The sequence below is a fragment of the Pseudomonas sp. MF4836 genome, assembly GCF_002018875.1.
Lineage (GTDB): Bacteria > Pseudomonadota > Gammaproteobacteria > Pseudomonadales > Pseudomonadaceae > Aquipseudomonas.
Window position 1 is genome coordinate 1 of the sequence record NZ_MVOL01000023.1, and the last position, 25,628, is coordinate 25,628.

The window sequence follows — 25,628 nt, forward strand, 5'->3', positions numbered from 1 at the left end:
GTTTTAAGCAAAGACGGCTGGGTCAGCAGCAGACGAATGCCGCTGTCCTCGATCATGTAGGCCAGCCGCTCCTGTGGATAAGCCGGGTCCAGAGGCACATAGGCACCGCCGGCCTTGAGGATCGCCAGCAGCCCGACCACCATCTCCAGGCTGCGCTCCACCGCCAGGCCGACCAGCACATCAGGACCGACGCCGTTTTCAATCAGTTGATGGGCCAACCGGTTGGCCCGCTGATTGAGCTGGCGATAGCTCAGGGACTGCTGCTCGAATACCACTGCCACGGCCTCGGGCGTGCGCTCGACCTGCTGTTCGATCAGCTGATGAATGCCCTGGGTCGCCGGGAATTCAACCCGGGCCGGGTTCCAGGCCGCGATGCTCGCCTGGTGCTCGTGGGTGTCCAGCAACGCCAGGTCGCCAATGCGCTGGCTGGCATCGGCCACCATCGCGTGCAGCAGGTTCTGCCAGTGCTGCGCCATGCGCTCGGCGGTGGCCGGGTCGAACAGGTCGGTGGCGTAGGTCAGGGCGGCATGCAGCTTGCCGTTTTTTTCGTAGGTATCCAGGGTCAGGTCAAACTGGGTGGTGCGGCTCTGCCAGTCGATCAACCCCAGCTCCAGGCCGGACTCCAGCTGCAAAGTGGTGACGTCGGCGACCTGGGGCTGGTGGTTGTACATCACCTGGAACAGCGGCGTATGGCTCATGCTGCGCTCAAGGCGCAAGGCCTCCACCAACTGCTCGAATGGCAGGTCCTGATGGGCCTGGGCTCCCAGGGCAGTGTCCCTGATCGCCAGCAACAGCTCAGCCACCGTGGCCTGTGGGTCGATCCGGGTGCGCAGCACCTGGGTGTTGACGAAGAAACCGATCAAACCTTCCAGTTCGCTGCGGTTACGGTTGGCGATCGGCACCCCGACGCGGATATCGGTCTGCCCGCTGTAGCGCTGCAAAAGAAGAGTGAAAGCCCCCAGCAGCAGCATGAACAGGGTGACGTTCTGCTGCCGTGCCAGGTTGCGCAATTGCTGCGCCAGGCCATCGTCCATGGCGAATTCATGACGGGTCCCGCGATGGCTCGGCAGCGCCGGGCGCGGGCGGTCCGTGGGCAGTTCCAGCACCGGGTGTTCGTCACCCAGTTGCTCGCGCCAGTAATCGAGCTGGCGCTCCTGCTCGCCGGCTTCGAGCCAGCGTCGCTGCCACAGGCCGTAGTCGCTGTACTGGATCGGCAGCGGCGCCAGCAGCGCCTCGGCGCCGGTGACATGGGCGCTGTAGAAACGGCTGAACTCGTCGATCAGCAGGTTCATCGACCAACCGTCGGAAACAATGTGGTGCAAGGTCAGCAGCAGCACATGTTCGGCGTGGTCGAGCTTGAGCAGGCGCACTCGCAGCAGCGGCCCCTGCTCCAGATCGAAGGGTTCCAGAGACTGCCGCTCAGCCTCCTGGCGCACCCGGGCCTCGCGCTGATCCACCGACAGCTCGGTCAGGTCCAGGTGTTCGACCCGCAGCGGCTGTTGCAGGGGCACCTGCTCCAGGCGCTGGTCGGCCATTGGTCGGAACACCGTGCGCAAGGTCTCATGACGCGCCACCAGGCTGGCGAATGCCTGCTCCAGCGCCAGCTCATGCAAGGGCCCAGTCAGGCGCACGGCCCCCGGCAGGTTATAGGCACCGCTCTGCGGGTCCAGCTGCCACAGGAACCACATGCGCTGCTGGGCATAGGAAAGGGTCTGACGGTCCTCGACCAGCACCCCGGCCGGAATCGGGAACAGCGAAAAGTCGATCTTTTCCGCGCGCAGGCCTTCAAGGAACAGCCGGCGCTTTTCCAGCGGCAATTCGATGAAGCGGCGGGCAAGTTTCAGGGACTTTTCAGCATTCATCTGGGGCCTTCCGTACATGTTGGGTATCGAGCTTTGGCTCGGCTATCCCTACGGAACGGATAACCCGCACAGAAAATTAGCGCCCTGCGCCCTGACGCAAGCCCCCTGCGGCACGGGTAAATCCCCCTCGGTACAACTCGTCCAATCAGTAACCCCTTCGCAAAAAGGCATTTCCATGTCCTCAGCAGCATCCCTCGGCCGCGCCCTGAGTAACGGCTTGCGCAGACTGGTCGGCACCCCGGCCGGGCAGCCCACTGCCTACCGCATGATCGATGCCCAGCTCAAGCGCCGGATTGTGCTCAGCCCGTCGCTGACACGCCTGGTGTTTGCCAGCCCCGACATTGCCCTGGCCCGCACCCTGGCCCCGGACCAACGGATCAAGCTGTTCTTTCCCGGCGCCGACGGTACGCCGTCGAACCTGCCCCGGCAGGGCGACTGGCAAGCCGTCAGGCGCCAGATGAGCAAGGGCCAATGCCCGCCCATGCGCACCTACACCATCCGCGACCTGCGTCGCGAGCCGTGCGAGCTGGACGTCGACTTCGTGCTGCATGGCGTCAACGGCCCGGCCTCGGCCTGGGCCACCGAGGCCCAGGTCGGCGACAGGGTGCAGATGCTCGTGCCCAACCTGGAGTTTGCCGACGACCCGGGCGGCTATGAATGGCAACCGCCCGCGGACGCCCGGCAGATTCTGCTGATTGGCGATGAAACCGCCCTGCCGGCACTGGCCGGCATTCTCGAAGAGTTGGCCGATCACCCCGAAGCGATGGCGGTGCAGGCCTTTATTGAAGTGCCCGGCGAAGCCGACTGCCTGTCGCTGCGCACCGGCCCGAACACCCGCCTGAACTGGCTGCCCCGCGACCTGCTGCAATGCGCCCATGGCGAAGCCATGCTGCATGCCGCCCGCGAACTGGCGGACCTGGGGCCCAGGGCCAGTGGCACCCAGCGCGCCGCGAAGCTGCCGGAGGTCGACATCGAGCAACAGATCCTCTGGGAACGCGCAAGCCCCTCCCACAGCCACTTCTATGCCTGGGTTGCCGGCGAATCCGCTGCGGTGATGAGCATCCGCCGCCATCTGATCACCGAGCGCGGCCTGGATCGCCGCGAACTGACGCTGATGGGCTACTGGCGCCAAGGGCGAAGCCTGAACTGAGGCCTTGTTCACGATCTGCTGCGCCTGGCTCATGGGGTGTCAAATCTGAGGCCTGTCGATACCCGGCGCGGGAGCCAGCGCCCTGGATAAATTTTCCAGCCCAGGCTTCGTTCCCTCTTCAGGCCCACATACACCCAGAGGGAATGCCGTGGATTTGCAGAACGTTCTGTCAAAGCTGTTCGCCAATGCCGGCTCCGTCGGCATCGAAGGCGTATTTCAATTCGTCTTCGCCCCCAACCTGATGTTCTGGTCCGAAATCAGGGAGCGCACCACCACCCAGAGCGGCCTGCACGCCCGCCCGGATGTCACCATCAACGTCGCGGAAAAAGACTTTCTCGGCATCATGGGCGGCGTTGCCGATGTCGAAGAACTGTTTGCCAGCGGCCGCCTGAAAATCGACGGCAACATGGGCCTGGCCACCCTGCTGCCGCAAATCATCGAAAGCGCACGCCATGGCGACCGGGCGGAAAAGGTCGACATGAACAAGCGCTACCCGACGCCGCCCAGGTTCAGCGAGCGGGTTTCCGCGGCGCAGCCGGTACAGCGAGAGGTTGCGCGGATCGCCCGCCAGGCGTTGTCGATCGGCGACTTCCGCGCCCACTACCTACCCGAAGGCATTCCCCTGGTGATCAGCAATGCCCTGAATGACTGGCCATTGTTCAACATGGGCCGCGAAGAATCCCTGGTGCACTTCGCCGAGTTGCAGGGCATTACCCGCCACGGCGACTACGTGAAAAAGACCTTTTCCACCGACCGCGACTTCCGCTCCACCTCCATGGCCGACTTCATCGCGTCCCTCGATGCCCCGGCCCAAAAGGGGCCCAACGGCGAACCGCCGGCCTATATGGGCAACAACATTTTGCCGGCGCAATTGATGGAGCAGATCAGCTACCCGCCCTATTTCGACCGCGCGCTGTTCATTGCGCCACGGATCTGGATCGGCCCCAAAGGCACCCTGACACCCCTGCACCGTGACGACACCGACAACCTGTTCGCCCAGGTCTGGGGGCAGAAGTCGTTTATTCTCGCTGCGCCCCACCATCGTCCCGCCCTGGGCACCTGGTCCACGGCGCCCAAAGGCGGGCTCGACGGCTGTGACTTCAATCCGGATGCACCGGACTACCAACGCTTCCCCCAGGCCCGTGACGTGACCTTCCTGCGGGTGACACTGGAGGCCGGCGACCTGCTGTTTCTGCCGGAAGGCTGGTTCCACCAGGTGGAGTCGGTCTCCACCTCGCTCTCGGTGAATTTCTGGGTCAATTCGGGACGCGGCTGGTAACCGGTGCCGGCACTGGCCCCTGGGTCAGTGCCGGAGGCGCTTGAGTGCAGGAGCAACCCGCAGGGGAAAAGGGTCCGCTCAGACGCTCAATGCAACCTTTTGCCCATGCCGCCGATGATGCACCTCCAGGTAATCCTTGATTGCCCGCAGCACCTTGGCTTCGTGTTCATGGATAAAGAAGTGCCCGCCGGCCAGCATGTCCACCGAGAAGCTGCCGTGGGTTTCCTTGCTCCAGCCGATCAGTTGCTTGGTGGTGGCGCGATCGGCCTTGCCGCCCAGTACATGCACCGGGCAACTGAGCAGCGGGCGATTGGCCGGCTGGAAACGCCCGCAGAGCAGAAAGTCGGCCCGCAGGATGGGCAACGTCAGGCTCATCAGTTCTTCATTGCCCAGCACTTCTTCACTGGTGCCCTGCAGGGAGCGCAACTGCTCGATCAGTTGCGCGTCGGTCTTGGGCTCGGAGAACCCGCGGTCGTACTCCGAGCGCATGCTCGGGGCCGCGGTGCCGGAGGCGAACAGGGCCACCGGTTCCGGCCCGCCCAGGGCACGCAGGGCGTGGGCCATTTCACAGGCGAGCAAGGCGCCCAGGCTGTGGCCGAACAGTGCATAGGGCGCTTTCAGGCTGGGCAGCAGTTCGCTGGCCAGTTGCCGCGCCAATGCGCGCATGTCGGTCTGCAACGGCTCGCCGAAACGCGCACCGCGCCCCGGCAATTCCACCGGCTGCAGTTTCAGCCACTGCGGCAGCTTGCGCCGCCAGCGGCTGTAGACCATGGCGCTGGCGCCGGAATAGGGCAGGCACAGCAGTGTCAGTTGGGTCACTGCACTTACCTCAATCAGTTATGTGTAAAGAGAACGGATTGAGGTCACCGCAAATTAGTCTGGCTGTGGTGCCCCGCGGCTCAGGCGGCGACAGCTCTGCACCGCCGTCCACAACACCACCGCCCCGGCGCCCAGGGCCACCCAGAACCCGCTGCGCGCGCCATAGTGGTCGGCGAGCCAGCCGGAGCTGGCGGCCCCGATGGCCACGCCGATGCTCAGGCCGGTGACCAGCCAGGTCAGGCCCTCGGTGAGTTTGGCCGGGGGCACGATGTTCTCCACCAGGGCCATGGCCACGATCAGGGTCGGAGCGAAGAACAGACCGGCGACAAATACCGCCAGGGACAGCCCGGGAATATTGCTCACGATCAGCAGCGGCAAGGTGGTGACGGCGGTGGCGATGCCGCCGTACATAAACAGGCGGGGCAAGGGCAAGGTCGGCTTCCAGGCGCCGAAGGCAATGCCGGCCAGGCATGAACCGATGGCGTACACCGAAAGCACGATGCTCGCCGCCGCCGGCTGGCCCTGCTGCTGGGCAAAGGCCACGCTGACCACGTCCACCACCCCGGCAGTGGTGCCCATGGCGACCATCAACAGCACCAGCAGGCGCAGTTCCACCGAGCGAATGATCGAACCTTGCTGCGGACCGGTATGGGGGTGCACCGCCGGTTCCGTGGCGCGTTGCAACACCAGCGCGGTGACGCCGACGGCCAGGGCCAGCAGCGCCACCAGCGGCCCGGCCTCGGGGAACACCGCCACGCACAGCCCTACCGACAACGGCGGGCCGACGATAAAGCACAGCTCATCGAGCACCGATTCCAGGGCATAGGCGGTCTGCAACAGCGGCTGGCCACGGTACAGCTCGGTCCAGCGCGCCCGGACCATGGCCGACATGCTCGGCATGCAGCCGGCCAGGGCGGCAAACAGGAACAGGGTCCAGGTCGGCGCCTGCAAGCGGGTGCACAGCAACAGGGCCAGCAACGCCCCGCCACCGACGCCGGCGGCGATCGGCAGGATCCGGCCCTGGCCAAAGCGGTCGACCATGCGTGATACCTGGGGCGCACAAAACGCCGTGGCCAGGGCGAAGGTAGCGGCCACCGCGCCGGCCAGGCCGTAACCGCCCTTGAGCTGGGAGAGCATGGTGATGATGCCGATACCGGTCATGGAGATCGGCATGCGGGCGATCATCCCGGCGATGACAAAGGCGCGAGAGCCCGGGGCGTGGAACAGCTCGCGGTACGGATTAACCATGGGCTTTCAACCTCGGCAGGGGCGTGCAACTTGCCATAAACAGCAGCTGCAGTAAAAATACATACGGTGCGTATGTGAGAAATAATGCGAACATACGCGCCGTATGTCAAACCCCATTGCCCAGATGAGTAGCCGCCATGAGCCCCCGCCCCCGCGCTGAAATGATCGAAGCCACCCGTGCCAAGCTGCTGGCCAGCGCGCGCCAGGCCTTTGGCCGCCTGGGTTACGCCCAGACCTCGATGGACGACCTGACCGCCGAAGCCGGCCTGACCCGGGGTGCCCTGTACCACCATTTCGGCGATAAAAAAGGCTTGCTGGCGGCGGTGGTGGCGCAGATCGACGCCGAAATGGACCAGCGCCTGGAGGCGATTTCCAGCACGGTGGCCGACCCCTGGCAGGCGTTCTGCGAGCGCTGTCATGCCTACCTGCACATGGCCCTGGAGCCTGAAATCCAGCGCATCCTGTTGCAGGATGCCCGGGCGGTGCTGGCCGACAGCGCCCAGGCCGGCGAAGAACAGTGCATCGAGTCCCTCGGCGCCCTGCTCCAGCAATTGATAGACGCCCACGTGGTGGAGCCCGTCGCGCCCCTGGCCCTGGCGCGCCTGATCAACGGCAGCCTGGTGGAAGCTGCCCTGTGGATCGCCAATGCCGCGCATCCGGCACAAAAGCTCGAGCAAAGCCTGGGTGGCCTGAACCTGTTGCTGCGCGGGTTGCGCCGCAGCGATGCAGCGGCAGCAACCGCTGCCGGAGCCTGAACCTGAAACCCGTGAGCGCCTGAATACGCCACGGATTTATCGCGCCCGCTGAACTCCCGGCCACCTTCACCAGTCAGCTAATCACGCTCCCTGAGTTAAGGATTGCCCCATGCAGCTCTCCCTCGATGGACAAGTGGCCCTGGTCACCGGCGCCAGTTCCGGTATCGGCGCAGCGGCCGCCACAGCGCTGGCAGCCGCCGGAGCCAGCGTCGTGCTGAACTACAACAGCCAGCCCGAGCCCGCGCAAAAGCTCGCCGCCGATATCAACGCCTGCGGTGGCCGGGCCGTGGCCATTGGCGCCGATGTGTCAAAGGAGGACGAGGTCGAGCACCTGTTCGCCAAGACCCTCGAAGCCTTTGGCTTTCTCGATATCCTGGTGGCCAATTCCGGCCTGCAACGGGACGCGCTGGTGACCGAAATGACCCTCGACGACTGGAACCAGGTGATCGGGGTCAACCTCACCGGGCAGTTTCTGTGTGCCCGCGAGGCGCTGCGGATTTTCCAGCGCCAGGGCATACGTGCCGGGGTCTCCAGGGCGGCGGGCAAGATTATCCACATGAGCTCGGTGCACCAGGTGATTCCCTGGGCCGGCCATGTGAATTACGCCGCCTCCAAGGGCGGGGTGGAGATGCTGATGCGCAGCCTGGCCCAGGAGGTCAGCGAACAGCGGATCCGGGTCAACGGCATTGCCCCCGGAGCGATCCGCACCGCCATCAACCGCACGGCCACCGAGGGCGAGGCCGGGCAGGAACTGCTGAAGCTGATCCCCTACGGGCGCATCGGCGAGGCCCAGGATGTGGCGAATGCGGTGGTGTGGCTGGCGTCCGATGCTTCCGACTATGTCGTGGGCAGCACCCTGTTTATCGATGGCGGCATGAGCCTCTATCCCGGCTTTTATGAAGAAGGGCGTGGCAATGGCTGAGTCTCATACAGAACGGCAGCATCCAGAACGCCAAAGCCCGATCGACGCCCACGGCATCATCGGCGATATGCGCAGCGCGGCCCTGGTCAACGACAAGGGCAGCGTGGATTTCTTCTGCTGGCCGGAGTTCGACAGCCCGTCGATCTTCTGCTCGCTGCTCGACTCCCCCGCTGCCGGAATCTTCCAGTTGGCCCCGGACCTGGCCGACGCCCGGCGCGAGCAGATCTACCTGCCGGACACCAACATTCTGCAAACCCGCTGGCTGAGCGAGCGGGCGGTGGTGGAAGTCACCGACCTGCTGCCGGTGGGCGACAGCGAAGATGATCTGCCGTTGCTGATTCGCCGGGTGCGGGTGGTCAGCGGCCAGGCCACCGTGCGCATGCGCTGTGCGGTGCGCCACGACTACGCCCGGGCCAAGACCCGGGCCCGGGTCGACGCCGACGCGGTGTGTTTCGAGGCCGACGGCCAGCCCGGCCTGCGCCTGGTCGCCAGCCAGGCACTGCGCCTGGAGGGCGACAGCGCGGTGGCCGAATGGGTACTGGAGCAGGACCAGAGCGCCGAGTTCATCCTCGGCGGCATCGACGACCCACGGGTCGCAGTGGGCACCAGTGACCTGTGCCTGCAACGCACCCAGAAGTTCTGGCGCGACTGGATCGGCCAATCCAACTACCGCGGGCGCTGGCGCGAGATGGTCCACCGCTCGGCCCTGGCGCTCAAGCTGCTGACCTCGCGCAAGCACGGGGCGATCCTTGCGGCCGCGACCTTCGGCCTGCCGGAAACCCCCGGCGGCGAGCGCAACTGGGATTACCGCTACACCTGGATCCGCGATGCCTCGTTCACCGTCTACGCCTTTATCCGCCTGGGTTTCGTCGCCGAGGCCAATGCTTATATGGGCTGGTTGCGCGAGCGGGTCAGCGACTGCCATGGCCAGCCGATGAAGCTCAATATCCTGTACGGCATCGACGGCCAGCAGGAGTTGCCCGAGACCGAGCTCAAGCACCTGGCCGGCCACGGCAATGCGCAGCCGGTGCGCATCGGCAACCAGGCTTACGAACAGATCCAGCTGGATATCTTCGGCGAGCTGATGGACGCGGTGTACCTGGTCAACAAGTACGGCGAAGCCATTTCCCACCAGGGCTGGAAGCACGCGGTCCAGGTGGTGGATCAGGTCTGCGACACCTGGCAGGGCCAGGATGTGGGGATCTGGGAAATGCGCGGCGAGCAGCATCACTTCCTGCATTCGCGGCTGATGTGCTGGGTGGCCCTGGACCGCGCCATCCGCCTGGCTTCCAAGCGTTCCCTGCCGGCGCCCTTTGCCCGCTGGGACCAGACGCGGCAGGCGATCTACGACGATATCTGGAGCAACTTCTGGAACGAGGAACGTGGGCATTTCGTCCAGCACATCGGCAGCACCGCCCTGGACGGCTCGATGCTGCTGATGCCCCTGGTGCGGTTTGTCAGCGCCAAGGACCCGCGCTGGCTGTCGACCCTGGAAGCCATCGAGAAGTCCCTGGTGCGTGACGGCATGGTCTACCGCTACCGCAACGACGACAGCCAGATCGACGGCCTGGCCGGCAGCGAGGGCGCGTTTGCCGCCTGCTCGTTCTGGTACGTCGAATGCCTGGCCCGCGCCGGCCAGCTCGACAAGGCGCACCTGGAGTTCGAGCAGCTGCTGCGCTACGCCAACCCGCTGGGGCTGTACGCCGAAGAGTTCGACAGCCATGGCCGGCACCTGGGCAATACGCCCCAGGCCCTGACTCACCTGGCGCTGATCAGTGCCGCAAGTTTTCTTGATCGCAAGCTGGGGGGTGAAAAGAGCGTGTGGCAGCCTTGATCGTCGCGGGCTGATCTGGCGAGCGCAGCTCCGCGCGCCACGGGCTGAGCGCCAGGTCGACGGTGGGCACACCTGTGCCCCTTCCGAACACCGTCGCCTACCGCAAAGGCCATCATATTGATATTATGCGTGGCTTTTTTACGGCCTTGTCCACAAGGCCTGCGGTCGGTCCCTCCCTGGAAATGGAATCCCTATGTATTTTGCCCGCTCCCTGGCCCTGGCAGCCCTTGTGCTGTCCACCTCCGCCTGTACGGTCTTCGTTCGCTCAGCCCCGGTCTCCCACAGCAAGGCCGACCCTGTCCCTCAGGACCGCCTACTCGCCTACCAAGCGCCTGCCGCCGGCCTGGTCAAGGTCGTGGTCACCCGCGACGAAGGCATGAACAGCCTGGGGTGCTACGTGGGTGTGCAGGCCAACAGCACACTCATCGGCCGCTTCGCCGCCGAAGAAACCGCCACCTTCTACCTGCCGGCAGGCGTGGTGGACATGACCGTGATCCAGGACCCGCAGGGCAGTGGCCTGTGCGGCAAGGGCTTTGCGCCAGGGGTGACGACCTCCCATCTGCTGCGCGCCGACAAGCCGTATTACATGCGCATCAGTACCGGCAACTATCGCCGGCCACGGGTGCTGGAAACCACTGACTGAGTCGGTGCCGTATCGTCTGAACACCCTCGCGGTGTGAATCTGCCCGCCTTCCCGCTTGCAGATTCGCGCCGCTTGTTTAACCTGCTGCACACCGACAGGAGCGCCCCCAGGCGTTCTGCAACCTTGCAGCAAGGACCGTGGTTTTGGATGTAAAGATCGATATCAACCTGTACTTTTCGGCCAGTCGAAAAATGCTGTTTCTGGCGGCCCATACCGAAGGCACCGCCGAGTGCCTGGGGATTCACGAACAGGCCGACCTGGTGTTCAAGCGCTGCGCCGAGTTCCAGCTCGAACTGCTGCAGACCCTGGAACATGTGTTGAAGCTGGGGCTGATCCGCCCCGCCATGGCCACCCTGCGCACGGCCCTCGACCTGGCCACGCGCTTTGCCTGGCTGGCGGATGATTTCGAGAACCGCCTCGAGCGTTTTTCCAAGGGCCAATGCCCGGGCGTGCAGAAGATGATGTCCGCCGCCAACCTGGGCTGGACCGGTGAATATGAGAAGTCCTACGCGCCGCTGTCGGATTTCGTGCACGGCAGCTTTACCCTGTCCGACTTCAACAAGGTGGAAAAGGACTGCACCGATGAGGTGCCGTATTCACCCTTGGGCGACTATTTCATCGTGCACACCGATCAAGGCATGCACGCGCGGCTGGTTGAAAACCTCACGCCCAGGGAACTCATCGATCTGCACGGTGGCTATATCACGCTGAAGGCGTTCGACATTGCCCTGGCCATGCTGATGCGCGCCTCCGGCCCCTACTGCGACGCGTTCAACTGGTGGCCGGGGCGCGAAGCGATGGAGGCCTACGACGGCTTGGTGCGACAGTACGACGAGCATTCGAACTTTCTCTGGCTGACTGAAAAACAGCGCCTGACCATATACCGGGTCGAAGGCCGATACCGCTAGGCCGGCCCCCGTTTCCACACCACCCGAGGTGCCCATGGATCAGGTGTTATTGATCGTCGATGTACAGCCCTCTTTCAACCCGCCGCAGTGGCTGGTCAGCGGTATCGAACAGTTGCTGGGGCGCATGCCCTCGGTGGCCACGGTCGAACGCCACGATGAAAGCCGCACGCCCTTTGCCCGGCAACTGGGCTGGCAGCCGGCGCCCGATGACGAAAGCCTGGTGGCCGCCGACAAGGTGTTTATCAAGCACGGCTATGCGCCGACCGCCGAGACCCTGCACTACCTGCACAGCCTGGCGCCGCAGCGGGTGCTGGTGTGCGGGATCCAGACCGATACCTGCGTATTGGCCGCCGGCTTCGCGCTGTTCGATGCCGGCCTGCAACCGACCCTGATCACTGACCTGACCCTGGGCTCGTCCCTGGACCGCAGCGGGCAACTGGGGATACGGCTCTGGCAGCACCACTTCAAGCACCTGATCACCCGCGCCGAGCTGCTGCAACCGCACGCCTAGGCCGACACCGTCCTCGTCAACCCCGGAGGCCTAATGGCACTCGACCTGCACCTTGAAGCCGACAGTCGCTTGAACCACGCCCTGCTGCGGCGAATCCTCGAAGGCTTCGCGGGGGCCGAAGTGCAGCCACAAGCGGATGGGCTGTGGGCGGCCCTGCCATCCGGGATGCACATTGAAAGCAGCGCGGCCGGCACCGATCAGCAGCTGTACGCCGAGGACCGCAGAGGCTGCGAGTTTGCCGTGGCCTTGCGCGCCTATTTGCGCATCCAGGGCCCGGAGCATCCCGAGCACTCGGCGATGGAAGAATTGCGGCGCCTGGCCTGGCACATCAGCGAGCAGTGCGACAGTTGCTTCATCCTGTCCTTTCAGTACGAGTCGACGCTGTACTGGCGCGACGCCGACGGTTTGCATGAAGCCTGAAGGCCTTGCTCAGCGCGGGTTCCAGCAGGCCTTGTAGCGCGAGCAGACGTCGTATTGCACGTCCATCTGGGCCATGCGCTTGAGGTGCCTCTGTACGGCAACCACGGTTTCGACCCTGACCATGTCGAAGTACAGCAGGGTGATGTCCATGTCGCTGCCCAGGACTTTCTTGAACACCGGGGTGGCTTCCATGTCCGGCGCGGTGGCCAGGGTCTCGAGCTGGCTGTCGCTGGCCTTGACCAGTTGCGTGCGGTACAGGCGTTTGTACTCGGTGAGCGACTTGACCTTGACCTCGGCCATCTCCAGTTTGAACTGCTCCAGGTTGTCGCGGTACAGCGCCCAGTAGGCGTCCGGCAGCAGGAAGCCCATCAGTTGCTTGCGCTCGGCAATCAGCTCGTCGACGCTGGGCAGGGGCTTGGCCGGGGGGGCCTGTTTAAGGGAATCGAGGGTGCGGACCATGCCCGACTTGGCGACGATCTGCCCGATCAACTGCGTGCGGTGCGGGGTGTCCGGCAGCGGCTGGGGCTGGCCGGCGCATCCGGCGAGCAGCACCAGCAGCAGGACGGTGAAAGGTTGCAACAGTGACGCACGTGACATCGATCTTCCCTGGTTGTGGCGCCACGCCGGGCCGGCGCGGCAACGTCGGCGATTCTAACCGTCCGCCGAGGACAATGGCAGCTTGGCGGGACGGCCCCTGCCCAGTGGCCAGGACCCCATCGGCGCCACGCAGGCCCGCTAAAAATCGTTACACTCCCCGCCTCGACGCCTCCCGACAGGACATGGAATGTTGCCCCCCTCTTCTTCGCCGCAGCCCGGCCTGCGTCGCGCCCTGGTGCTCTGGCTGTATGCCGCGGCGCTGGTCCACCTGCTGGCCGGCGTGCTGCTGACCTGGGCCGGCAACAGCGGACTCTTTACCGATTACCTGCACGGCATCGAACAACTGTTCTGGGGCCAGGCCGCACCGCCTGCCGCGCGGGCGCAGCAGGTCTGGTGGCTGGCGCTGTTTGGCGCCACCCTGCAAAGCTACGCGCTGTACCTGCTGGCCCTGGTGCGCCTGGGTGACCGCCTGCACCACGCCAACGCCTGGGCCTGGTTGATGGCCGGGATCCTGCTCTGGGCGCCCCAGGACATCTGGATCTCGGTCCAGGTGCAGATGGGGTCGCACCTGGCCTTCGACAGCGTGGCCCTGCTGACGTTATTGCCGCCGCTGCTGTGGTTGTTTGTCCATGACCGCCGCCACCCCGGGGCCGCCCCGCGTGCCTGAAGGAACCCTGATGGAAAAGCCCCTGCTGTACCTGCTGGCCGGCAATGGCAGCGCCGCCGATTGGTGGGACGACGCCGTGCCACACTTTGCCCGCTACCGGGTGCACGCCCTGGAACTGCCAGGTTTTGGCGACAACCCGCAACCGCCCTGCACAGACCTGGCAGCCTACGCCGAGGCGTTGCTGGCGCTGACTGAGCCTGGGCAGGCGATCATGGCGGTCGGGGTCAATGCGCTGATTGTGCTGCACGCCCTGGCGCGCCGTCCGGGGCACTTCGCGCGCAGTGTGCTGCTGGCGCCGGTGGGGGCGTTTCTCTGGCAACGGCGGTTGCCGGCGCTGATGGCGCCCCTGCCGATTCGCAGCCTGATCCATCAGGCCCTGAGCCGCAGGCCCGCGTGGTTCGCCCACAAGTTTTCAGCCCAACCCTGGAGCCCGGCGCAGTACCGCCGCATGGGCCAGGGCTACGCCCGCTGCCAGGCCTTTGTGCCGTTGTGGGAGCAACTGCGGGCCGACACCGCGCTGCCGTTGCTGGAGTGGATCAAGGACCCGGTGGAGTTGGTGTGGGGCGATCAGGACCGGATGCTGGGCATTGCCCAGGCCGCGGCCTGGTCGGCGATCCTGGCCCGGGCCGACTTGCGTATCAGCCTCAAGCCGGGCTGGGGCCATTACCCGTGGATCGATGCCCCGGCCGAGTTCGCAGCCTGGCTGGAAGGCGCCGAGCCGGGGTTTGTCGCCCACACCAAGGGCGGCCGCCTGCGCCTGGCCGAGCTGGCCGGACAAGCGGTGCCCAGCGCCTTGTCCCTGGACAGCAGCGACGACCCGCGCCTGCCCGCGCTGCTCGCCAGCCAGCCCGACGCCACGTGGGCGGTGCGCTCCTCAAGCTATGGCGAAGACCAGGCCGACGCCGCCAATGCCGGCCTCAGCACCACCTACCTGCGTGAGCCGGCCAGCACAGTGCCGGCGCGCATCGATGCGCTGCGGGCGGCCGGTGTCGAGGAAGTGGTGGTGCAGCGTTTTATCACCCCGACCCTGTCGGGCATCGCCTTTGTCAGGCACCTGGGGGTGGAGCTGGAGTGGGTCGACGGCCATCTGGAGGCCTTGGCTGACGGCCAGTCCAGCCCTGAACGGGCGGTCCTGTCGCGGCTTGGAGCCGCCTGGGCCAGCGGTCAGTTCCCGACCGCCCATGGCTTGAGCAGCGAAATGCTCTGGGACTTTTTGCAGGGCGTGCTGAAAACCTTCCACTACGTGCCCGGCGATGTCGAATGGGCCTGGGACGGCGCGCAACTGTGGCTCCTGCAATACCGGCCGATCAGTGATTACGGCTGGCGCCGGCACCTGACCGCCGCCAATATCGCCGAGATCCTGCCGCCCCAGCCCAGCCGCTTTGTGGAGTACGGGCAACGGCGAGCGGCGGCGAGCATTCCGGCAGTCATGGCGCGCTGGGATTCGCGGATCCTCGAAGACAATGAGCCGTTCACCGCCGTGTTTGGCGGCGCGTCCTACATCAACAATGATCTGTTCCTCGCACGCCTGGCCGACTGGGGCGTGTCCTCGGCCAGCTATGCCGGCGAGGTCGGCGGCGCCACCCCGCACCTGCCGTGGCGCCCGGCGCGCTTGCTGCGCTCGCTGCCGCTGTTCTGGCGCATGCAACGCATCGCCCGGGGCCAGCTGCTGCACCTGGAAAGCGGCCTGCGGCGCTTCGACCGAGAACTGCACGAACTGCACGCGGCCGGCGCCGATGGCCAGCAACTGGCGGATTGGTTCAGCCGTTTTTATGTGTTTGTGGTCCAGGGCAACCTCTGCATCGCCACGGCCCTGGCCAGCAGCGGCGGCGATCTGCTGGGGCGCCCGCCCACCGCCTACGGCAACCTGGAGCACAGCCCGCACCGCCTGCCCTGGGAAACCGACCCCGGCACCCCGCGCCCTGCCTGCAGCGACCTGCCGTTGCAGGCGCTGCCGGCCTGGCCAAGGGCAGTCGGGATGGCCCATCGCCTGGGGCTGCCGGGGATGCGCGGTTACTACCTGCAAGTACGCGAGTGGTACCGCGACAACCTGATGCGGATCTTTTTCCGCCTGCACCACGCCATGCCCGAGGCCGAGCGTGACCACTGGTTTGCGCCCCACCCCGAGGTCCGCAGCCGCGACGGCAGCTTCTGGCAGGACGGCCGCGAAGGCAGCGAACAGGCCTGCGGCTTCATGATTTACCCGGGCCAGGTGCAAGGGGTGCTGGGCGTCGACATCCTGCTCGAAGACACCCTGGACCCCGGCCGCCATGCGCAGTATCAAGCGGCACGCGCGGTGATCGCGCGCATGGGCGGACGCCTGTCCCACGGCTCGACCTTGCTGCGCGAACTGCGCAAACCCTCGGCGGTGCTCCCCCAGGTCGACCCGGCCTGGGTCGGCCGTGAAGTGCTGTACCGCGACGGCGAGTTGAGCCTGGTGCAGGGCTGAACTCAGCCGTTGCAGGGTGACAAGCGGTCTACATCGGTGCCGCTTTCAGGACGCCGATCCAGCTCGCCGTTGGCATCGATATAGAGATGGGTCTCTGGCCACTTGGGGTTGATCTCCACACAGTCGCGGCTGTCCTTGGACCACCAGTCGAACTGCATGAAAAAGTCGGCATCGGGGAAGATATGCCCACTGTCCCCCGTGCTTTCTCCGGGCTCGATCCGGCCACGGTAGATGCTGTGCTGGACGTTCAGCACGTAGCTCAGGGTGCGCGTGCCCTGTGCCGAGTAATGCACCGTGACATCGGGCTTGGCCACGTACCAGAACAGGATCGACAGTTGAATCGCCAGCATCACCAGGGTCCAGGTCAGCTTTAGCGGCGGCTCGCTGGCGGGGCCTGGCGGGGCGGTTGCAGCGTGATCATCAAACGACATCAGAGGTTTGTTCCTTGAGTTCATGGGCGCTGAAACGCTCCCGGTAAGCCTGCGGCGTCACGCCCATGGCCCGCAGAAAGCCGCGGCGCAGGGTTTCTTCACTGCCAAACCCGCACTGCGATGCAATGCGCTTGATCGCCAGGGTGGTATCGGCCAACAGCCGGCGGGCGGTCTCGATCCGGATCAGCTCCACGGCCCGGGCCGGGGTCTGCCCGGTGTCCGCACGGTAGTGGCGCACAAAGCTGCGCTCGCTCATGCCGGCCTGCAAGGCCAGGGTCGGGATACCCAGGTCCATGGCCAGGTTCTCGGCGATCCAGGCATGCAGGTCGTCGAAACGATTGCCGTCCTGCTGCAGGGCCAGGGTCACGCTGAACTGCGACTGGCCACCGGGGCGCTTGAGAAACACCACCAGGTGCCGCGCCACTTCCAGGGCCACCCCACGGCCCAGGTCCTGCTCGACCAGAGCCAGGGCCAGGTCGATGCCGGCGGTGACCCCGGCCGAGGTCCAGACCGCGCCATCATTGATGAAAATAGGGTTGGCCTCGACCTGCAGCTGCGGGTATTCCCGGGCCAGTTGCTCGCAGCGGGTCCAGTGGGTCACCACCCGCCGGCCATCGAGCCAGCCGCTGGCCGCCAGCAGAAACGCCCCGGTGCAGACCGACGCCACCCGCCGCGAACGCCCGGCCTGCTGCGCCACCCATTGCACCAGGTGCGGCTCCCGGGCAGCGGCGTAGACGCCCCAGCCACCGGAAATGATCAGGGTGTCGGACGGCGCGTCCGGCGCCGGCAAGGGCTCGGCCAGCAGCGCCAGCCCGGACGAAGTCGGCACCGGCCCGCCCGGATCGGCGATCACCGTGGCCACATAGGGCGCAGGCAGACCCTGCTGGCGCAGCAGGTCATTGGCCGAGGCAAACACTTGCAGCGGCCCGGTCACATCGAGCACCTGGGCGTTGGCGAAGGCCAGCACATACACGGTTTTGGCAGCAGTAGGCATGATTGGCGTAAATCGTGGGCATCTTGGCGGATGCGCCAAAGCCTAGGGGAATAGAGTGAGGCCGTCCACCCGTTTCGGGTGACCCCGAAGATTGCCCCAGGAGAGACGCGATGACGCTGCAGATCGGTTTTCTATTGTTTCCCAAGGTTCAGCAACTGGACCTCACCGGCCCCTACGATGTGCTGGCGTCGCTGCCGGACGTGAAGGTGCACCTGATCTGGAAGGACCTGGAACCGGTCACCGCCAGCACCGGCCTGGTGCTGCTGCCCACCACCACGTTCGACGACTGCCCGGCCCTGGATGTGATCTGCATTCCCGGTGGCGCCGGGGTCGGCCCGCTGATGGAGGACGAACAGACCCTGGACTTTATCCGCCGCCAGGCCGCAGGTGCGCGCTACATCACCTCGGTCTGCACCGGCTCGCTGGTGCTGGGGGCCGCCGGCCTGTTGCAGGGCAAACGCGCCACCACCCACTGGGCCTACCACGAACTGCTGGCGCCGCTGGGGGCGACTGCGGTGCAGGACCGGGTGGTGCGCGACGGCAACCTGCTGACCGGTGGCGGCATCACCGCCGGCATCGATTTCGCCCTGGCCCTGGCCGCTGAACTCTACGGCGAGGCCCGCGCGCAACTGGTGCAACTGCAACTGGAATACGCTCCGGCCCCGCCCTTCAACGCCGGCAGCCCCAGCACTGCGCCCGCCGCCGTGCTGGCCGAGGCCCGGCAATTGGTGGCCGAGTCATTCCAGGTGCGCAGCGCCGTGACCCAGCGTGCGGCGCAAAGGCTGCAGCGCTAGACCCTGCGACTCAATCAGCCGGCGAGTCAGGTGCGGCGGGATCGGCCGGCTTGCTGGCCCGGGGGTGACGCCGGCGCCGCCACAGGCCCAGCAGGTCGCGGCCGATCAGCCACAGCGCACCGGCCACGTTCAGCGCCACAAAGGCCTTGACCATAAACAGCAGCCCATCGCCCAGGGTCGGGCATTTGGGCCCGGTGCAGTGGGCGCTAACGCCCAGAGCCAGGGCGGCGGGTGACGCCAGGCACAGCGCAACGCCCAGCCACGCCAGGCGCCAAACACGTGACAGGCTCGGCCTGCGGCTGACTGCGGATGTATCCACTCCATTGGAAACCCTTGGTTCAAGCGGCGTCATGCTGATCCCTGGCTGAAAAAAAGCCGCCTATTTCACCACACCCAGCGCAGCGATTTCAGGCTTTTACCGACTGCGGTGCAGCCCGAACTACTGGCCCCTGCCGGTTATTGGCCACCAACTGGGTGATCTGCCCGTCACCGTAGGCACGTTCCACCTTGCAGATCAGCACCTGATAGCCGGCGTACCACTGGCGGTACTGGCGCTTGGCTTCAAGGTGCGTCGGGTGCCGGGCAAAGGCCTGGATCGACGCCTCGTCTTCCCAGTAATAACTGGCATTGACCAACTGCCCGTCAGCCGAAGTCCACGACTGGGCGCCGACGAACCCCGGCAGGCTGTTGGCGATCTCGTCGATGATGGCACTCAGGCGCTGGAACTCCTGATCCTGCTGCCCGGGTTTATAGATAAAAGCGGCGATATACATGCTGAACTCCATTGGCAAAGTGCATCAGAGGGGACTTGTCATCAGCGCCAGGCGCGCTGCCAGCAGCAACAGCACCGCCGCCAGCAGCCAGGGCTGGATCCGGGCCAGCAGCGGCCTGGCGCCGAGCCCATGGCTCAGGGCACTGCCGAACACCCCAAGCAGGGTGTGAAACACCACGCTGACCAGGGTCAGCACCAAGCCCAGGACCAGTAGCTGCAAGGCGATCGGACCGCTCCCGGGCCGCACGAACTGCGGCAGGAACACCATGAAAAACAGCAGCGCCTTGGGGTTCAGCAGGCTGTTGAGCAGCGCCCGAACCCACACCGTGGGCAACGGCACCCGTGCCACTTGCCGCAGGCGCTTCGGCCCACGGGCCTGCACGGCCTGGTAGGCGAGCCACAGCAGGTAGGCGACGCCGGCGTAGCGGATCAGGTCGAACGCCGGCGGCCAACCCGCCACCAGCGCCGTCACTCCGGTGGCGGTCAACAGGGTCAGCAGCACGTCCGCCGCGCCGATCCCCAGCCCGCAGGCCACGCCGCCGCGCCAGCCGTAGGCCAGGCCGTGACTGAGCACAAAGGCCATGTTCGGCCCAGGCGACAGCAGCAACAGCAGCACCGTGCCGACGAAGATCGAAAGGGTCGCCAGGTCCATCATCAGCGCAGCACTCCTGTGGAAAAGGCGCTAGATTAGAGCGCCGATCTGATACAAACAAAAAATTGATCTAGATACACGGGATCACCCTGCATGAGCCGAATCCGCTACAAACGCATCGTCGACCACCTGGCCACTCGCATCCGCAGTGGCGAGCTGGCCCCCGGCACCCAGCTGCCGACCCTGCGTGCGCTGATGGCCCAGGAGCAGGTGGCGCTGGCCACTGCGCTGCGGGTCTACAACGAGCTGGAGGCCATCGGCCTGGTGGTGGGCGAGCCCGGACGCGGCACTTTTGTGCGCGACAGCAGCCTGCCCCGGGGCATGGGCCTGGAGCAGCACCCGCCGCGCAGCAGCGCGGTGGACCTGACCTTCAACTACCCCGCCCTGCCCGGCCAGGCGCACCTGTTGCGTGACGGCCTGCGGGCCATCGCCGCGTCGGGCGACCTCGACGCCCTGCTGCATTCGCCCCCCCAGGGCGGACGGCCCCATGAACGGCAAACCGCTGCCCGCCACCTGCGCAACCGCGCCATCCGCGTGCCCGGCGAGCAGGTGCTGATCGTCAACGGTGCCCAGCAGGGGCTGGCGGTGAGCGTGATGGCGCTGCTGCAACCGGGGGATGTCCTGGCACTCGACGCCCTGACCTACCCCGGCCTGAAAACCCTGGCCCAGTTCCACCGCCTGGACCTGGAGGCACTGCCGCAACGGGACGGCCAGATGGACCTGGATGCGCTCGAAGCGCTGTGCCAGCGGCGCCCGGTGCGGGCCCTGTATTGCATGCCGACCATGCACAACCCACTGGGCACGGTGATGCCCCAGGCCGACCGGCTGCGCCTGGCCCAACTGGCCCGCCAGCATGACCTGCTGATTATCGAAGACGGCGCCTATGCCTTTCTCGCGGAACCGGCGCCCAAGCCCCTGCAAACCCTGGCCCCGGAGCGCACGCTGTACATCTCCGGGCTGTCGAAAAGCGTCGCTTCGGGCCTGCGCCTGGGGTTTATCGTGGCGCCGCTGGAGATGATCCCGGCCCTGGAACAGGCGATTCGTCTCTCGACCTGGAGCACCCCGGCGCTGACCGTGGCCCTGGGTTGTCACTGGATCGAATCGGGGCTGGTGGACAGCCTGGAGGAACAAAAGCGCGCCGACGCTCGTCGCCGGCAACGCCTGGCACGGCGGGTGCTCAAGGGCTGCGAGCTGAGTGCCCACCCAGCGTCCTACTACCTCTGGCTCAGGCTCGCCCAGGGCCTGCGCGCCGACAACGTGGTCAGCCAGCTGGAACGCCAGGGCGTACGGGTGACCTCGGCCGCGCCCTTCGCCACCACCGCCCATGTGCCGCAGGCGTTGCGGGTGGCTTTGGGCTCCATCAGCCTGGAGGCACTGGAGCAGGCGCTGCACAAAGTGCGCGATGCGGTAACCGAGCTGTAGCCGGTCGGTGCGTTAAGCACCGTGGCCTGAGTTTTTCCCGGGCATAAAAAAACCCGCCGAAGCGGGTTTTCCCAAGACCATGTCGACTCCCTGTCGGTAGCGTCCTTGCAAATGGTCGATCATCCTTGATCCTGAGCGCTTCCTGCGCTGCAGTTGATGGAGTGAAGATTAAACACAAACCTCAAGGGGCAATAGACGACATCACGGGCAGCGCGTGTAAGCCATTCGCCATAGGGCGGCTTCCGTAAACCCTTAGGACTGCGCCAGTGCCCCAGCCGCCAGGCGCGCCATCTGACGCTGGTGCCCGGCGCCCGCCTGATTCCGGTCCTCCAGAAACCAGGCCGCCGACAGGCCGCTGTAAGCCAGCACCCACTGCAACAGGCGCTGGCGCGGCAGGTCGGCGGCCTCGGCAATCACCGCGACCTGCCGGGTAAAGCGCGCCGGATCGGTGGCCGTCGGCAGTTGCGGGTTGCAGATCAGGTTGGCGAAATCAAACCCGCGCTCGCCCCGCACCCGTTTCGGGTCGATGGCCAGCCAGCCGTGTTCGCCAAAGTCGAGAATATTCTCGTGGTGGGCATCACCGTGCAGCACCACCTCGTCACGCGGGTCGGCCAGCAATGCATCGGCGGCGGCAAGGCTTTCCAGCAGCACCCCGCCTTCGCGCGCGGCCGCCGGGCGCAGCGCCTGGAACCAGCGCGCCAGGGACAACAACGAGGGCGACGGCCCGGGCCCGGGCGCATGCAGACGCGCAAGGCAGGCGCAGGCCAGACGGCTCGCCTGGTCGTCCTCGCCGTGCCGGGCCAGGTCCAGCAACGAACGCCCGCCCTCGGCCCGCGCCATCAACAGCGCCGCGCCCTCCTGGGCCAGGACCGGGGCCGCGCCCGCGCCGGCCCACCAGGCCATCAGTTGGTTGCCGATGGCTTCATCGTCATCGAGGGCAATTTTCAACATCGCCGGCACTGCGCCACGGCGTACCGGCAGCAGGCGGCTGCCATGGGTCATGATCGGTTCGCCGTCCGGCAGCAACTGCCAGCGACTCAGGTAAGACTCGAACATCGGGTTACCGTCAGCGCTCGGTAAAGGACGCCAGATTACCCAAAGCCGAGTCCCATTGCCGGCTGATCAGTTCCAGGGAGTGCCGGGCCGCGGCCAGCTGGGTCAGCTCCAGCGCCCACAGGCGTTCGCGCCCCAGCTTGGCATCGCGTACCAGGCCGGCCTGGGCCAGCACCTGCAAGTGCTTGGTCACAGCCTGGCGGGTGATGGCGGTGCCGAGGGTCAATTGGGTGATGGATTGGGGCTCGCCGGCGCACAGGATGACGACGAGCCGCAAACGGGTCTCGTCGCCCAGTGCGGCGAAGATCAGCGCCGAGCGGTCCAGGGCCGCAACGCCGGTGAGGGTGGGTTCAGGCTGCACCAAGGTAAGTCTCGATGTTGCTCATTTGCACATCCCACCCCCGGCTGTTCATGCGAAACGCCTTGAGCCGGCGCTGCGCCGGGATGCCGTCGAAGCCCGACTCCGCCACCCGCAGCAAGGTGCCGCCGTCCATGTCTTCGAGTTCGAAGCGCACCAGGGTGGTGGGTTCGCCGGAATAGTCGAGGTGGGTGTCCACCGCATAGGGGTGCCAGCTGAAGGCAAACACCTCTTCGGGCAGCAGTTGCTCGATCAGTACATCCCAGACCAGGTACTCGTAGCCGGGGTAGGTGATCTGCCCCGTGGCGCGCTGGCCGGCGACAAAGCGCTGGCCTTGCAGGGCCACGCCGAACCAGTTGCCAAAGGCCTGGGCATCGGTCAACGCGTTCCAGACCTTGGCCCGGGGCGCCTTGAGCAGGATTTTTCGTTCAATGCGATCAGATGAATTCATGGGTCACCTCCAGCACTGAACACTAGTCGGCCTTGGGCCAAACGCAACCAATGAGTTGCGTTAGCCCCACCACTCATCGCAAAGGATCAGAAGCTCCACTTGGCGTTGACCATCGCATTGCGCGGTTCGCCATAGGAACCCGAGTTGAAGGTGCCCAGGCCGTCGTAATACTTCTGGTCGAACAGGTTGTTCAGGTTCAGGCCCAGCGAAAGATGCTCGTCGACCTGGTACCGGGCCAGCAAACCGACCACTGCATAGGGGTCTTGATAGGCCTTGTAGGTGGTTCCTGAAATCTCCCGGGTGGCAAAGGACTCGCTTTGCCAGGTCAGGTTGCCGCCCACGGTCAAGCGGCTCAGGTTACCCGGCAGACGGTAGGTGGTGCCGAGCTTGAACAGGTTGATCGGCTGGTTGGCCTGCACCCGCTCGCCGTTCTTGTCATGGGATTCGCGGTAGGTATAGCCGCCGAACAGATTCCAGCCACTCGCCACTTCGCCGGAAACCTCGGCCTCCAGCCCCCGGGTCGACGTGCCGCTGATGGCCCGGTAGATCGGCTTGTTGGTCTGCAGGTTGTCACCGACGTACTCGGGGCTGTTTTTCTGCTCGACGTCAAACAGCGCCACACTGGCATTGAGCCCGCCATCGAAGAACTCGCCCTTGATGCCGATTTCGTAGTTATCGCCCTGCAGCGGATCGAGGGAGGTGTTGGCCGCCGTCTTGTAGTAGGTCTGCGGCAAAAAGATGTTGGTGTAGCTGGCGTACACCGAGTAACGGTCGTTGAGGTCATAGACGATACCGGCGTACGGGGTCAGCACCGCACTTTTCTTGGTGTTGTCGACGGTTTCCACCCCCGACGCCTCGTTGCGCGTCATGTCTTCCTGGTGCCACCAACTGACGCGCGTGCCGAGGGTGATCGACAGCGGGTCGAAGGGCTTCAAATGCAGCGCGGTATAGAGGCCGGTCTGTTTCAGGCGGGTAACGCCCTCGGCATTCTTGATGAACTTGGGACGACTGAACTCGCGTCCATCGAGCTCGAAAATATTGTCCACCGGACGGTAGTCGCCGTCGGGTCCGACACTGGTGTAATCGGGAAAATTCAAGTGCGTGCGCGAAGTGCTACCGCCCACCACCAGCTCATGCTCGCGACCGCCCAGGGTGAACGGGCCGGAAGCATAGAGGTCCAGCGTGTCCTGGGTCTGGTAGCTGTCCAGGCGACTGATAAAGGCAAAGGCACCGGCGCCAGTCAGCGGGTCCGGGTTGGAGGCGCTGGCCGACGAACCCTCGCCTTTGCGGTAAGCGTACTGATGGCTGTACGAGGCCTTCAGACTCCAGTCGTTGCCGAGTTTGTGATCGAGCATGCTGGTGAAGTTGTAGCTGGTGTTGTCGAGAAAGCTCCAGCGGCCGGCCGGGTTGAACGAGCGGGAGAAATTGGTTTGCTGGCCGGTGCTGTAGAACAAAGGGATATGCCCATAACTGGTGCCATCGGCGTTGTTGTTCTGGTAGTCCAGGCTGGTGCGCAGCACCGTGTCTTCGTTCAGGTCGATGTCCAGTGCGCCATACAGCACGCGCTTCTCCTGCTTGTACCAGTCGATGAACGAGTTCTGTTTCTGATAGGCCGCCACAAAGCGCCCGCGCACGTTGCCGGTGTCGGTCAAGGGGCCGGACACGTCGACTTCCGAACGGTACTTGTCCCACGCCCCGGCCTCGCCGGAAACATACCCCTGGAAGTCCTTGGTCGGGCGCTTGTGCACCAGGTTGATGGTGGCGGACGGAGTCCCCGCCCCACTCATCAGGCCGGTGGCGCCGCGCAGCACTTCGACACGGTCATAGATCGCCATGTCCGACAGTGCCGAGGTGAATTGCTGGGACTCGTTGGCGATCTGCGCCGGAATCCCGTCGTACTGGAAGTTCTGGATCTGAAAGCCGCGCGAGTAAAAGGTGTAGCGCTCGCTGTCGCGGTGATTGCTGCTGATCCCTGGGGTAAAGCTCAGCACCTCGTTGAGGGTGGACAGGTGCTGGTCGTCCATCAGTTGGCGAGTGATCACGCTCACCGATTGCGGGGTCTCGCGCAGGGACAACGGCAGCTTGGTCGCCGTACTGGTGGCACCGGTGGTGTAGGAACCGCTGCCCTCGGTGGTCAACCCCAGGGCCTGGGCGGTGACCGACGTCGCGCCCAGGTTCAGCACCGAACCCTCGCCAACGGGCACCAGCCCATAACTGCCATTGGGGTTGATCACCACCGCCAGCGAGCTGCCGGCGAGCAAGCTGGCAAAACCCTGTTCGACACTGAAAGTACCGCTCAAGCCCCGGCTGCTCTTGCCCGCCGTGAGCCCGGCATCGAATGACAGGACCACGCCCGAGTCCCCGGCAAAGCGGCTGAGCACCGCGCCCAGAGGGCCGGCGCCAATGGCATAGGTTTTCTGCTGGCTGGCGGCGCGGGCCTGGGACGCAGGGTCGAGCAAGGGTTGCAGCACCCCGTAGTGCAAGGCCAGGGAAGCCCCGAGCAGCGCCATGGCCAAGGGTTTCCTGCTGCTGGAAAAGTGCCGTTTATCCACCGCTGTGTATGGCCCTGCGCGCATGCTGACTCCTGAAGATTCGGTTCAAAGGTGAAGGTCTTGCAGGAGGGAGTCGAGCGAGCCT

26 protein-coding genes are annotated in these 25,628 nt (G+C 65.5%); 13 read left to right on the top strand and 13 right to left on the bottom strand.

From position 1 onward, the window contains the following. Nucleotides 1-1,862: condensation domain-containing protein (locus tag MF4836_RS32705; protein WP_102047967.1), on the bottom strand; the 1,862-nt coding region annotated here is incomplete at its 3' end. Nucleotides 1,863-2,037: 175 nt separating this feature from the next. Between MF4836_RS32705 and MF4836_RS32710 the strand changes: the two genes are divergently transcribed. Together MF4836_RS32710 and MF4836_RS32715 are read left to right on the top strand one after the other, a co-directional pair. Beyond that, on the top strand, nt 2,038-3,012 hold the full coding sequence (locus tag MF4836_RS32710; RefSeq protein WP_078473838.1) for a siderophore-interacting protein: 975 nt from the start codon (nt 2,038-2,040) through the stop codon (nt 3,010-3,012). Between the two features lie 148 nt (nt 3,013-3,160). Beyond that, nucleotides 3,161-4,291, top strand: a complete 1,131-nt coding sequence (locus tag MF4836_RS32715) for a cupin-like domain-containing protein (protein WP_078473839.1) — start codon at nt 3,161-3,163, stop codon at nt 4,289-4,291. A 78-nt stretch (nt 4,292-4,369) separates the two neighbouring features. Here MF4836_RS32715 and MF4836_RS32720 read toward each other — a convergent pair whose 3' ends face one another. Both MF4836_RS32720 and MF4836_RS32725 read right to left on the bottom strand, forming a co-directional pair. Then, a complete protein-coding gene (locus MF4836_RS32720) occupies nt 4,370-5,110 on the bottom strand; it encodes a thioesterase II family protein (RefSeq protein WP_078473840.1) in 741 nt (246 codons plus the stop codon). A 54-nt stretch (nt 5,111-5,164) separates the two neighbouring features. Continuing rightward, entirely contained in the window at nt 5,165-6,358 is a 1,194-nt protein-coding gene (locus MF4836_RS32725; protein ID WP_078473841.1) for an MFS transporter, read from the bottom strand. Between the two features lie 137 nt (nt 6,359-6,495). On the opposite strand from MF4836_RS32725, the gene MF4836_RS32730 reads away from it, so the two are divergent. The 7 genes from MF4836_RS32730 (at nt 6,496) to MF4836_RS32760 (ending at nt 12,351) form a co-directional block, all read left to right on the top strand. Then, nucleotides 6,496-7,113 (top strand): TetR/AcrR family transcriptional regulator, encoded by a 618-nt coding sequence (locus MF4836_RS32730; protein ID WP_078473842.1) that lies wholly within the window; start codon nt 6,496-6,498, stop codon nt 7,111-7,113. Between the two features lie 109 nt (nt 7,114-7,222). Then, nucleotides 7,223-8,035 (top strand): glucose 1-dehydrogenase, encoded by an 813-nt coding sequence (locus tag MF4836_RS32735; RefSeq protein ID WP_078473843.1) that lies wholly within the window; start codon nt 7,223-7,225, stop codon nt 8,033-8,035. Further along, nucleotides 8,028-9,869, top strand: coding sequence for a glycoside hydrolase family 15 protein (locus tag MF4836_RS32740; RefSeq protein WP_078473844.1), 1,842 nt, complete (start codon nt 8,028-8,030; stop codon nt 9,867-9,869). The genes MF4836_RS32735 and MF4836_RS32740 overlap by 8 nt, the downstream gene beginning before the upstream one ends. Before the next feature lie 193 nt (nt 9,870-10,062). Beyond that, nucleotides 10,063-10,512 (top strand): hypothetical protein, encoded by a 450-nt coding sequence (locus MF4836_RS32745; RefSeq protein WP_078473845.1) that lies wholly within the window; start codon nt 10,063-10,065, stop codon nt 10,510-10,512. A 143-nt stretch (nt 10,513-10,655) separates the two neighbouring features. Then, nucleotides 10,656-11,420 (top strand): hypothetical protein, encoded by a 765-nt coding sequence (locus tag MF4836_RS32750; protein ID WP_078473846.1) that lies wholly within the window; start codon nt 10,656-10,658, stop codon nt 11,418-11,420. 34 nt (nt 11,421-11,454) lie between these two features. Then, nucleotides 11,455-11,931, top strand: a complete 477-nt coding sequence (locus tag MF4836_RS32755; RefSeq protein WP_078473847.1) for a cysteine hydrolase family protein — start codon at nt 11,455-11,457, stop codon at nt 11,929-11,931. A gap of 33 nt (nt 11,932-11,964) precedes the next feature. Beyond that, nucleotides 11,965-12,351 (top strand): hypothetical protein, encoded by a 387-nt coding sequence (locus tag MF4836_RS32760; RefSeq protein WP_078473848.1) that lies wholly within the window; start codon nt 11,965-11,967, stop codon nt 12,349-12,351. A 9-nt stretch (nt 12,352-12,360) separates the two neighbouring features. On the opposite strand, the gene MF4836_RS32765 is transcribed toward MF4836_RS32760, so the two are convergent. After that, nucleotides 12,361-12,948: a hypothetical protein gene (locus MF4836_RS32765; protein ID WP_078473849.1), complete on the bottom strand. Its 588-nt coding sequence runs from the start codon at nt 12,946-12,948 to the stop codon at nt 12,361-12,363. Between the two features lie 187 nt (nt 12,949-13,135). Between MF4836_RS32765 and MF4836_RS32770 the strand changes: the two genes are divergently transcribed. Together MF4836_RS32770 and MF4836_RS32775 are read left to right on the top strand one after the other, a co-directional pair. Next, a complete protein-coding gene (locus MF4836_RS32770) occupies nt 13,136-13,615 on the top strand; it encodes a hypothetical protein (RefSeq protein WP_078473850.1) in 480 nt (159 codons plus the stop codon). Between the two features lie 10 nt (nt 13,616-13,625). Beyond that, nucleotides 13,626-16,064, top strand: a complete 2,439-nt coding sequence (locus tag MF4836_RS32775) for an alpha/beta fold hydrolase (RefSeq protein ID WP_078473851.1) — start codon at nt 13,626-13,628, stop codon at nt 16,062-16,064. 2 nt (nt 16,065-16,066) lie between these two features. Here the strand turns inward: MF4836_RS32775 and MF4836_RS32780 are convergent, their stop codons facing one another. Both MF4836_RS32780 and MF4836_RS32785 read right to left on the bottom strand, forming a co-directional pair. Next, nucleotides 16,067-16,495, bottom strand: a complete 429-nt coding sequence (locus MF4836_RS32780) for a hypothetical protein (protein WP_078473852.1) — start codon at nt 16,493-16,495, stop codon at nt 16,067-16,069. Further along, nucleotides 16,485-17,489, bottom strand: a complete 1,005-nt coding sequence (locus MF4836_RS32785; RefSeq protein WP_078473853.1) for a GlxA family transcriptional regulator — start codon at nt 17,487-17,489, stop codon at nt 16,485-16,487. Before MF4836_RS32785 ends, MF4836_RS32780 begins: the two co-directional genes overlap by 11 nt. Before the next feature lie 110 nt (nt 17,490-17,599). Here MF4836_RS32785 and inhA point away from each other — a divergent pair, with 110 nt between their 5' ends. Beyond that, nucleotides 17,600-18,283 (top strand): isonitrile hydratase, encoded by a 684-nt coding sequence (gene inhA, locus MF4836_RS32790; RefSeq protein WP_078473854.1) that lies wholly within the window; start codon nt 17,600-17,602, stop codon nt 18,281-18,283. 10 nt (nt 18,284-18,293) lie between these two features. Here inhA and MF4836_RS32795 read toward each other — a convergent pair whose 3' ends face one another. The 3 genes from MF4836_RS32795 to MF4836_RS32805 form a co-directional block, all read right to left on the bottom strand. Then, nucleotides 18,294-18,602, bottom strand: a complete 309-nt coding sequence (locus MF4836_RS32795; RefSeq protein ID WP_078473855.1) for a hypothetical protein — start codon at nt 18,600-18,602, stop codon at nt 18,294-18,296. Between the two features lie 88 nt (nt 18,603-18,690). After that, nucleotides 18,691-19,056 (bottom strand): antibiotic biosynthesis monooxygenase family protein, encoded by a 366-nt coding sequence (locus tag MF4836_RS32800; RefSeq protein WP_078473856.1) that lies wholly within the window; start codon nt 19,054-19,056, stop codon nt 18,691-18,693. A gap of 24 nt (nt 19,057-19,080) precedes the next feature. Continuing rightward, a complete protein-coding gene (locus tag MF4836_RS32805) occupies nt 19,081-19,710 on the bottom strand; it encodes a LysE family translocator (protein ID WP_078473857.1) in 630 nt (209 codons plus the stop codon). Between the two features lie 90 nt (nt 19,711-19,800). Here MF4836_RS32805 and MF4836_RS32810 point away from each other — a divergent pair, with 90 nt between their 5' ends. After that, nucleotides 19,801-21,129, top strand: coding sequence for an aminotransferase-like domain-containing protein (locus MF4836_RS32810; RefSeq protein WP_078473858.1), 1,329 nt, complete (start codon nt 19,801-19,803; stop codon nt 21,127-21,129). A gap of 252 nt (nt 21,130-21,381) precedes the next feature. Here MF4836_RS32810 and MF4836_RS32815 read toward each other — a convergent pair whose 3' ends face one another. The 4 genes from MF4836_RS32815 to MF4836_RS32830 form a co-directional block, all read right to left on the bottom strand. Further along, the gene (locus MF4836_RS32815) at nt 21,382-22,185 is read right to left on the bottom strand and encodes an aminoglycoside phosphotransferase family protein (RefSeq protein WP_078473859.1); all 804 of its coding nucleotides are present in this window, start codon (nt 22,183-22,185) and stop codon (nt 21,382-21,384) included. Nucleotides 22,186-22,195: 10 nt separating this feature from the next. After that, nucleotides 22,196-22,543: an ArsR/SmtB family transcription factor gene (locus MF4836_RS32820; RefSeq protein ID WP_238596246.1), complete on the bottom strand. Its 348-nt coding sequence runs from the start codon at nt 22,541-22,543 to the stop codon at nt 22,196-22,198. After that, nucleotides 22,533-22,991, bottom strand: coding sequence for an SRPBCC family protein (locus tag MF4836_RS32825; RefSeq protein ID WP_078473860.1), 459 nt, complete (start codon nt 22,989-22,991; stop codon nt 22,533-22,535). The genes MF4836_RS32820 and MF4836_RS32825 overlap by 11 nt, the downstream gene beginning before the upstream one ends. A gap of 86 nt (nt 22,992-23,077) precedes the next feature. Then, the gene (locus MF4836_RS32830) at nt 23,078-25,567 is read right to left on the bottom strand and encodes a TonB-dependent siderophore receptor (protein ID WP_078473861.1); all 2,490 of its coding nucleotides are present in this window, start codon (nt 25,565-25,567) and stop codon (nt 23,078-23,080) included. Nucleotides 25,568-25,628: the final 61 nt, after the last annotated feature.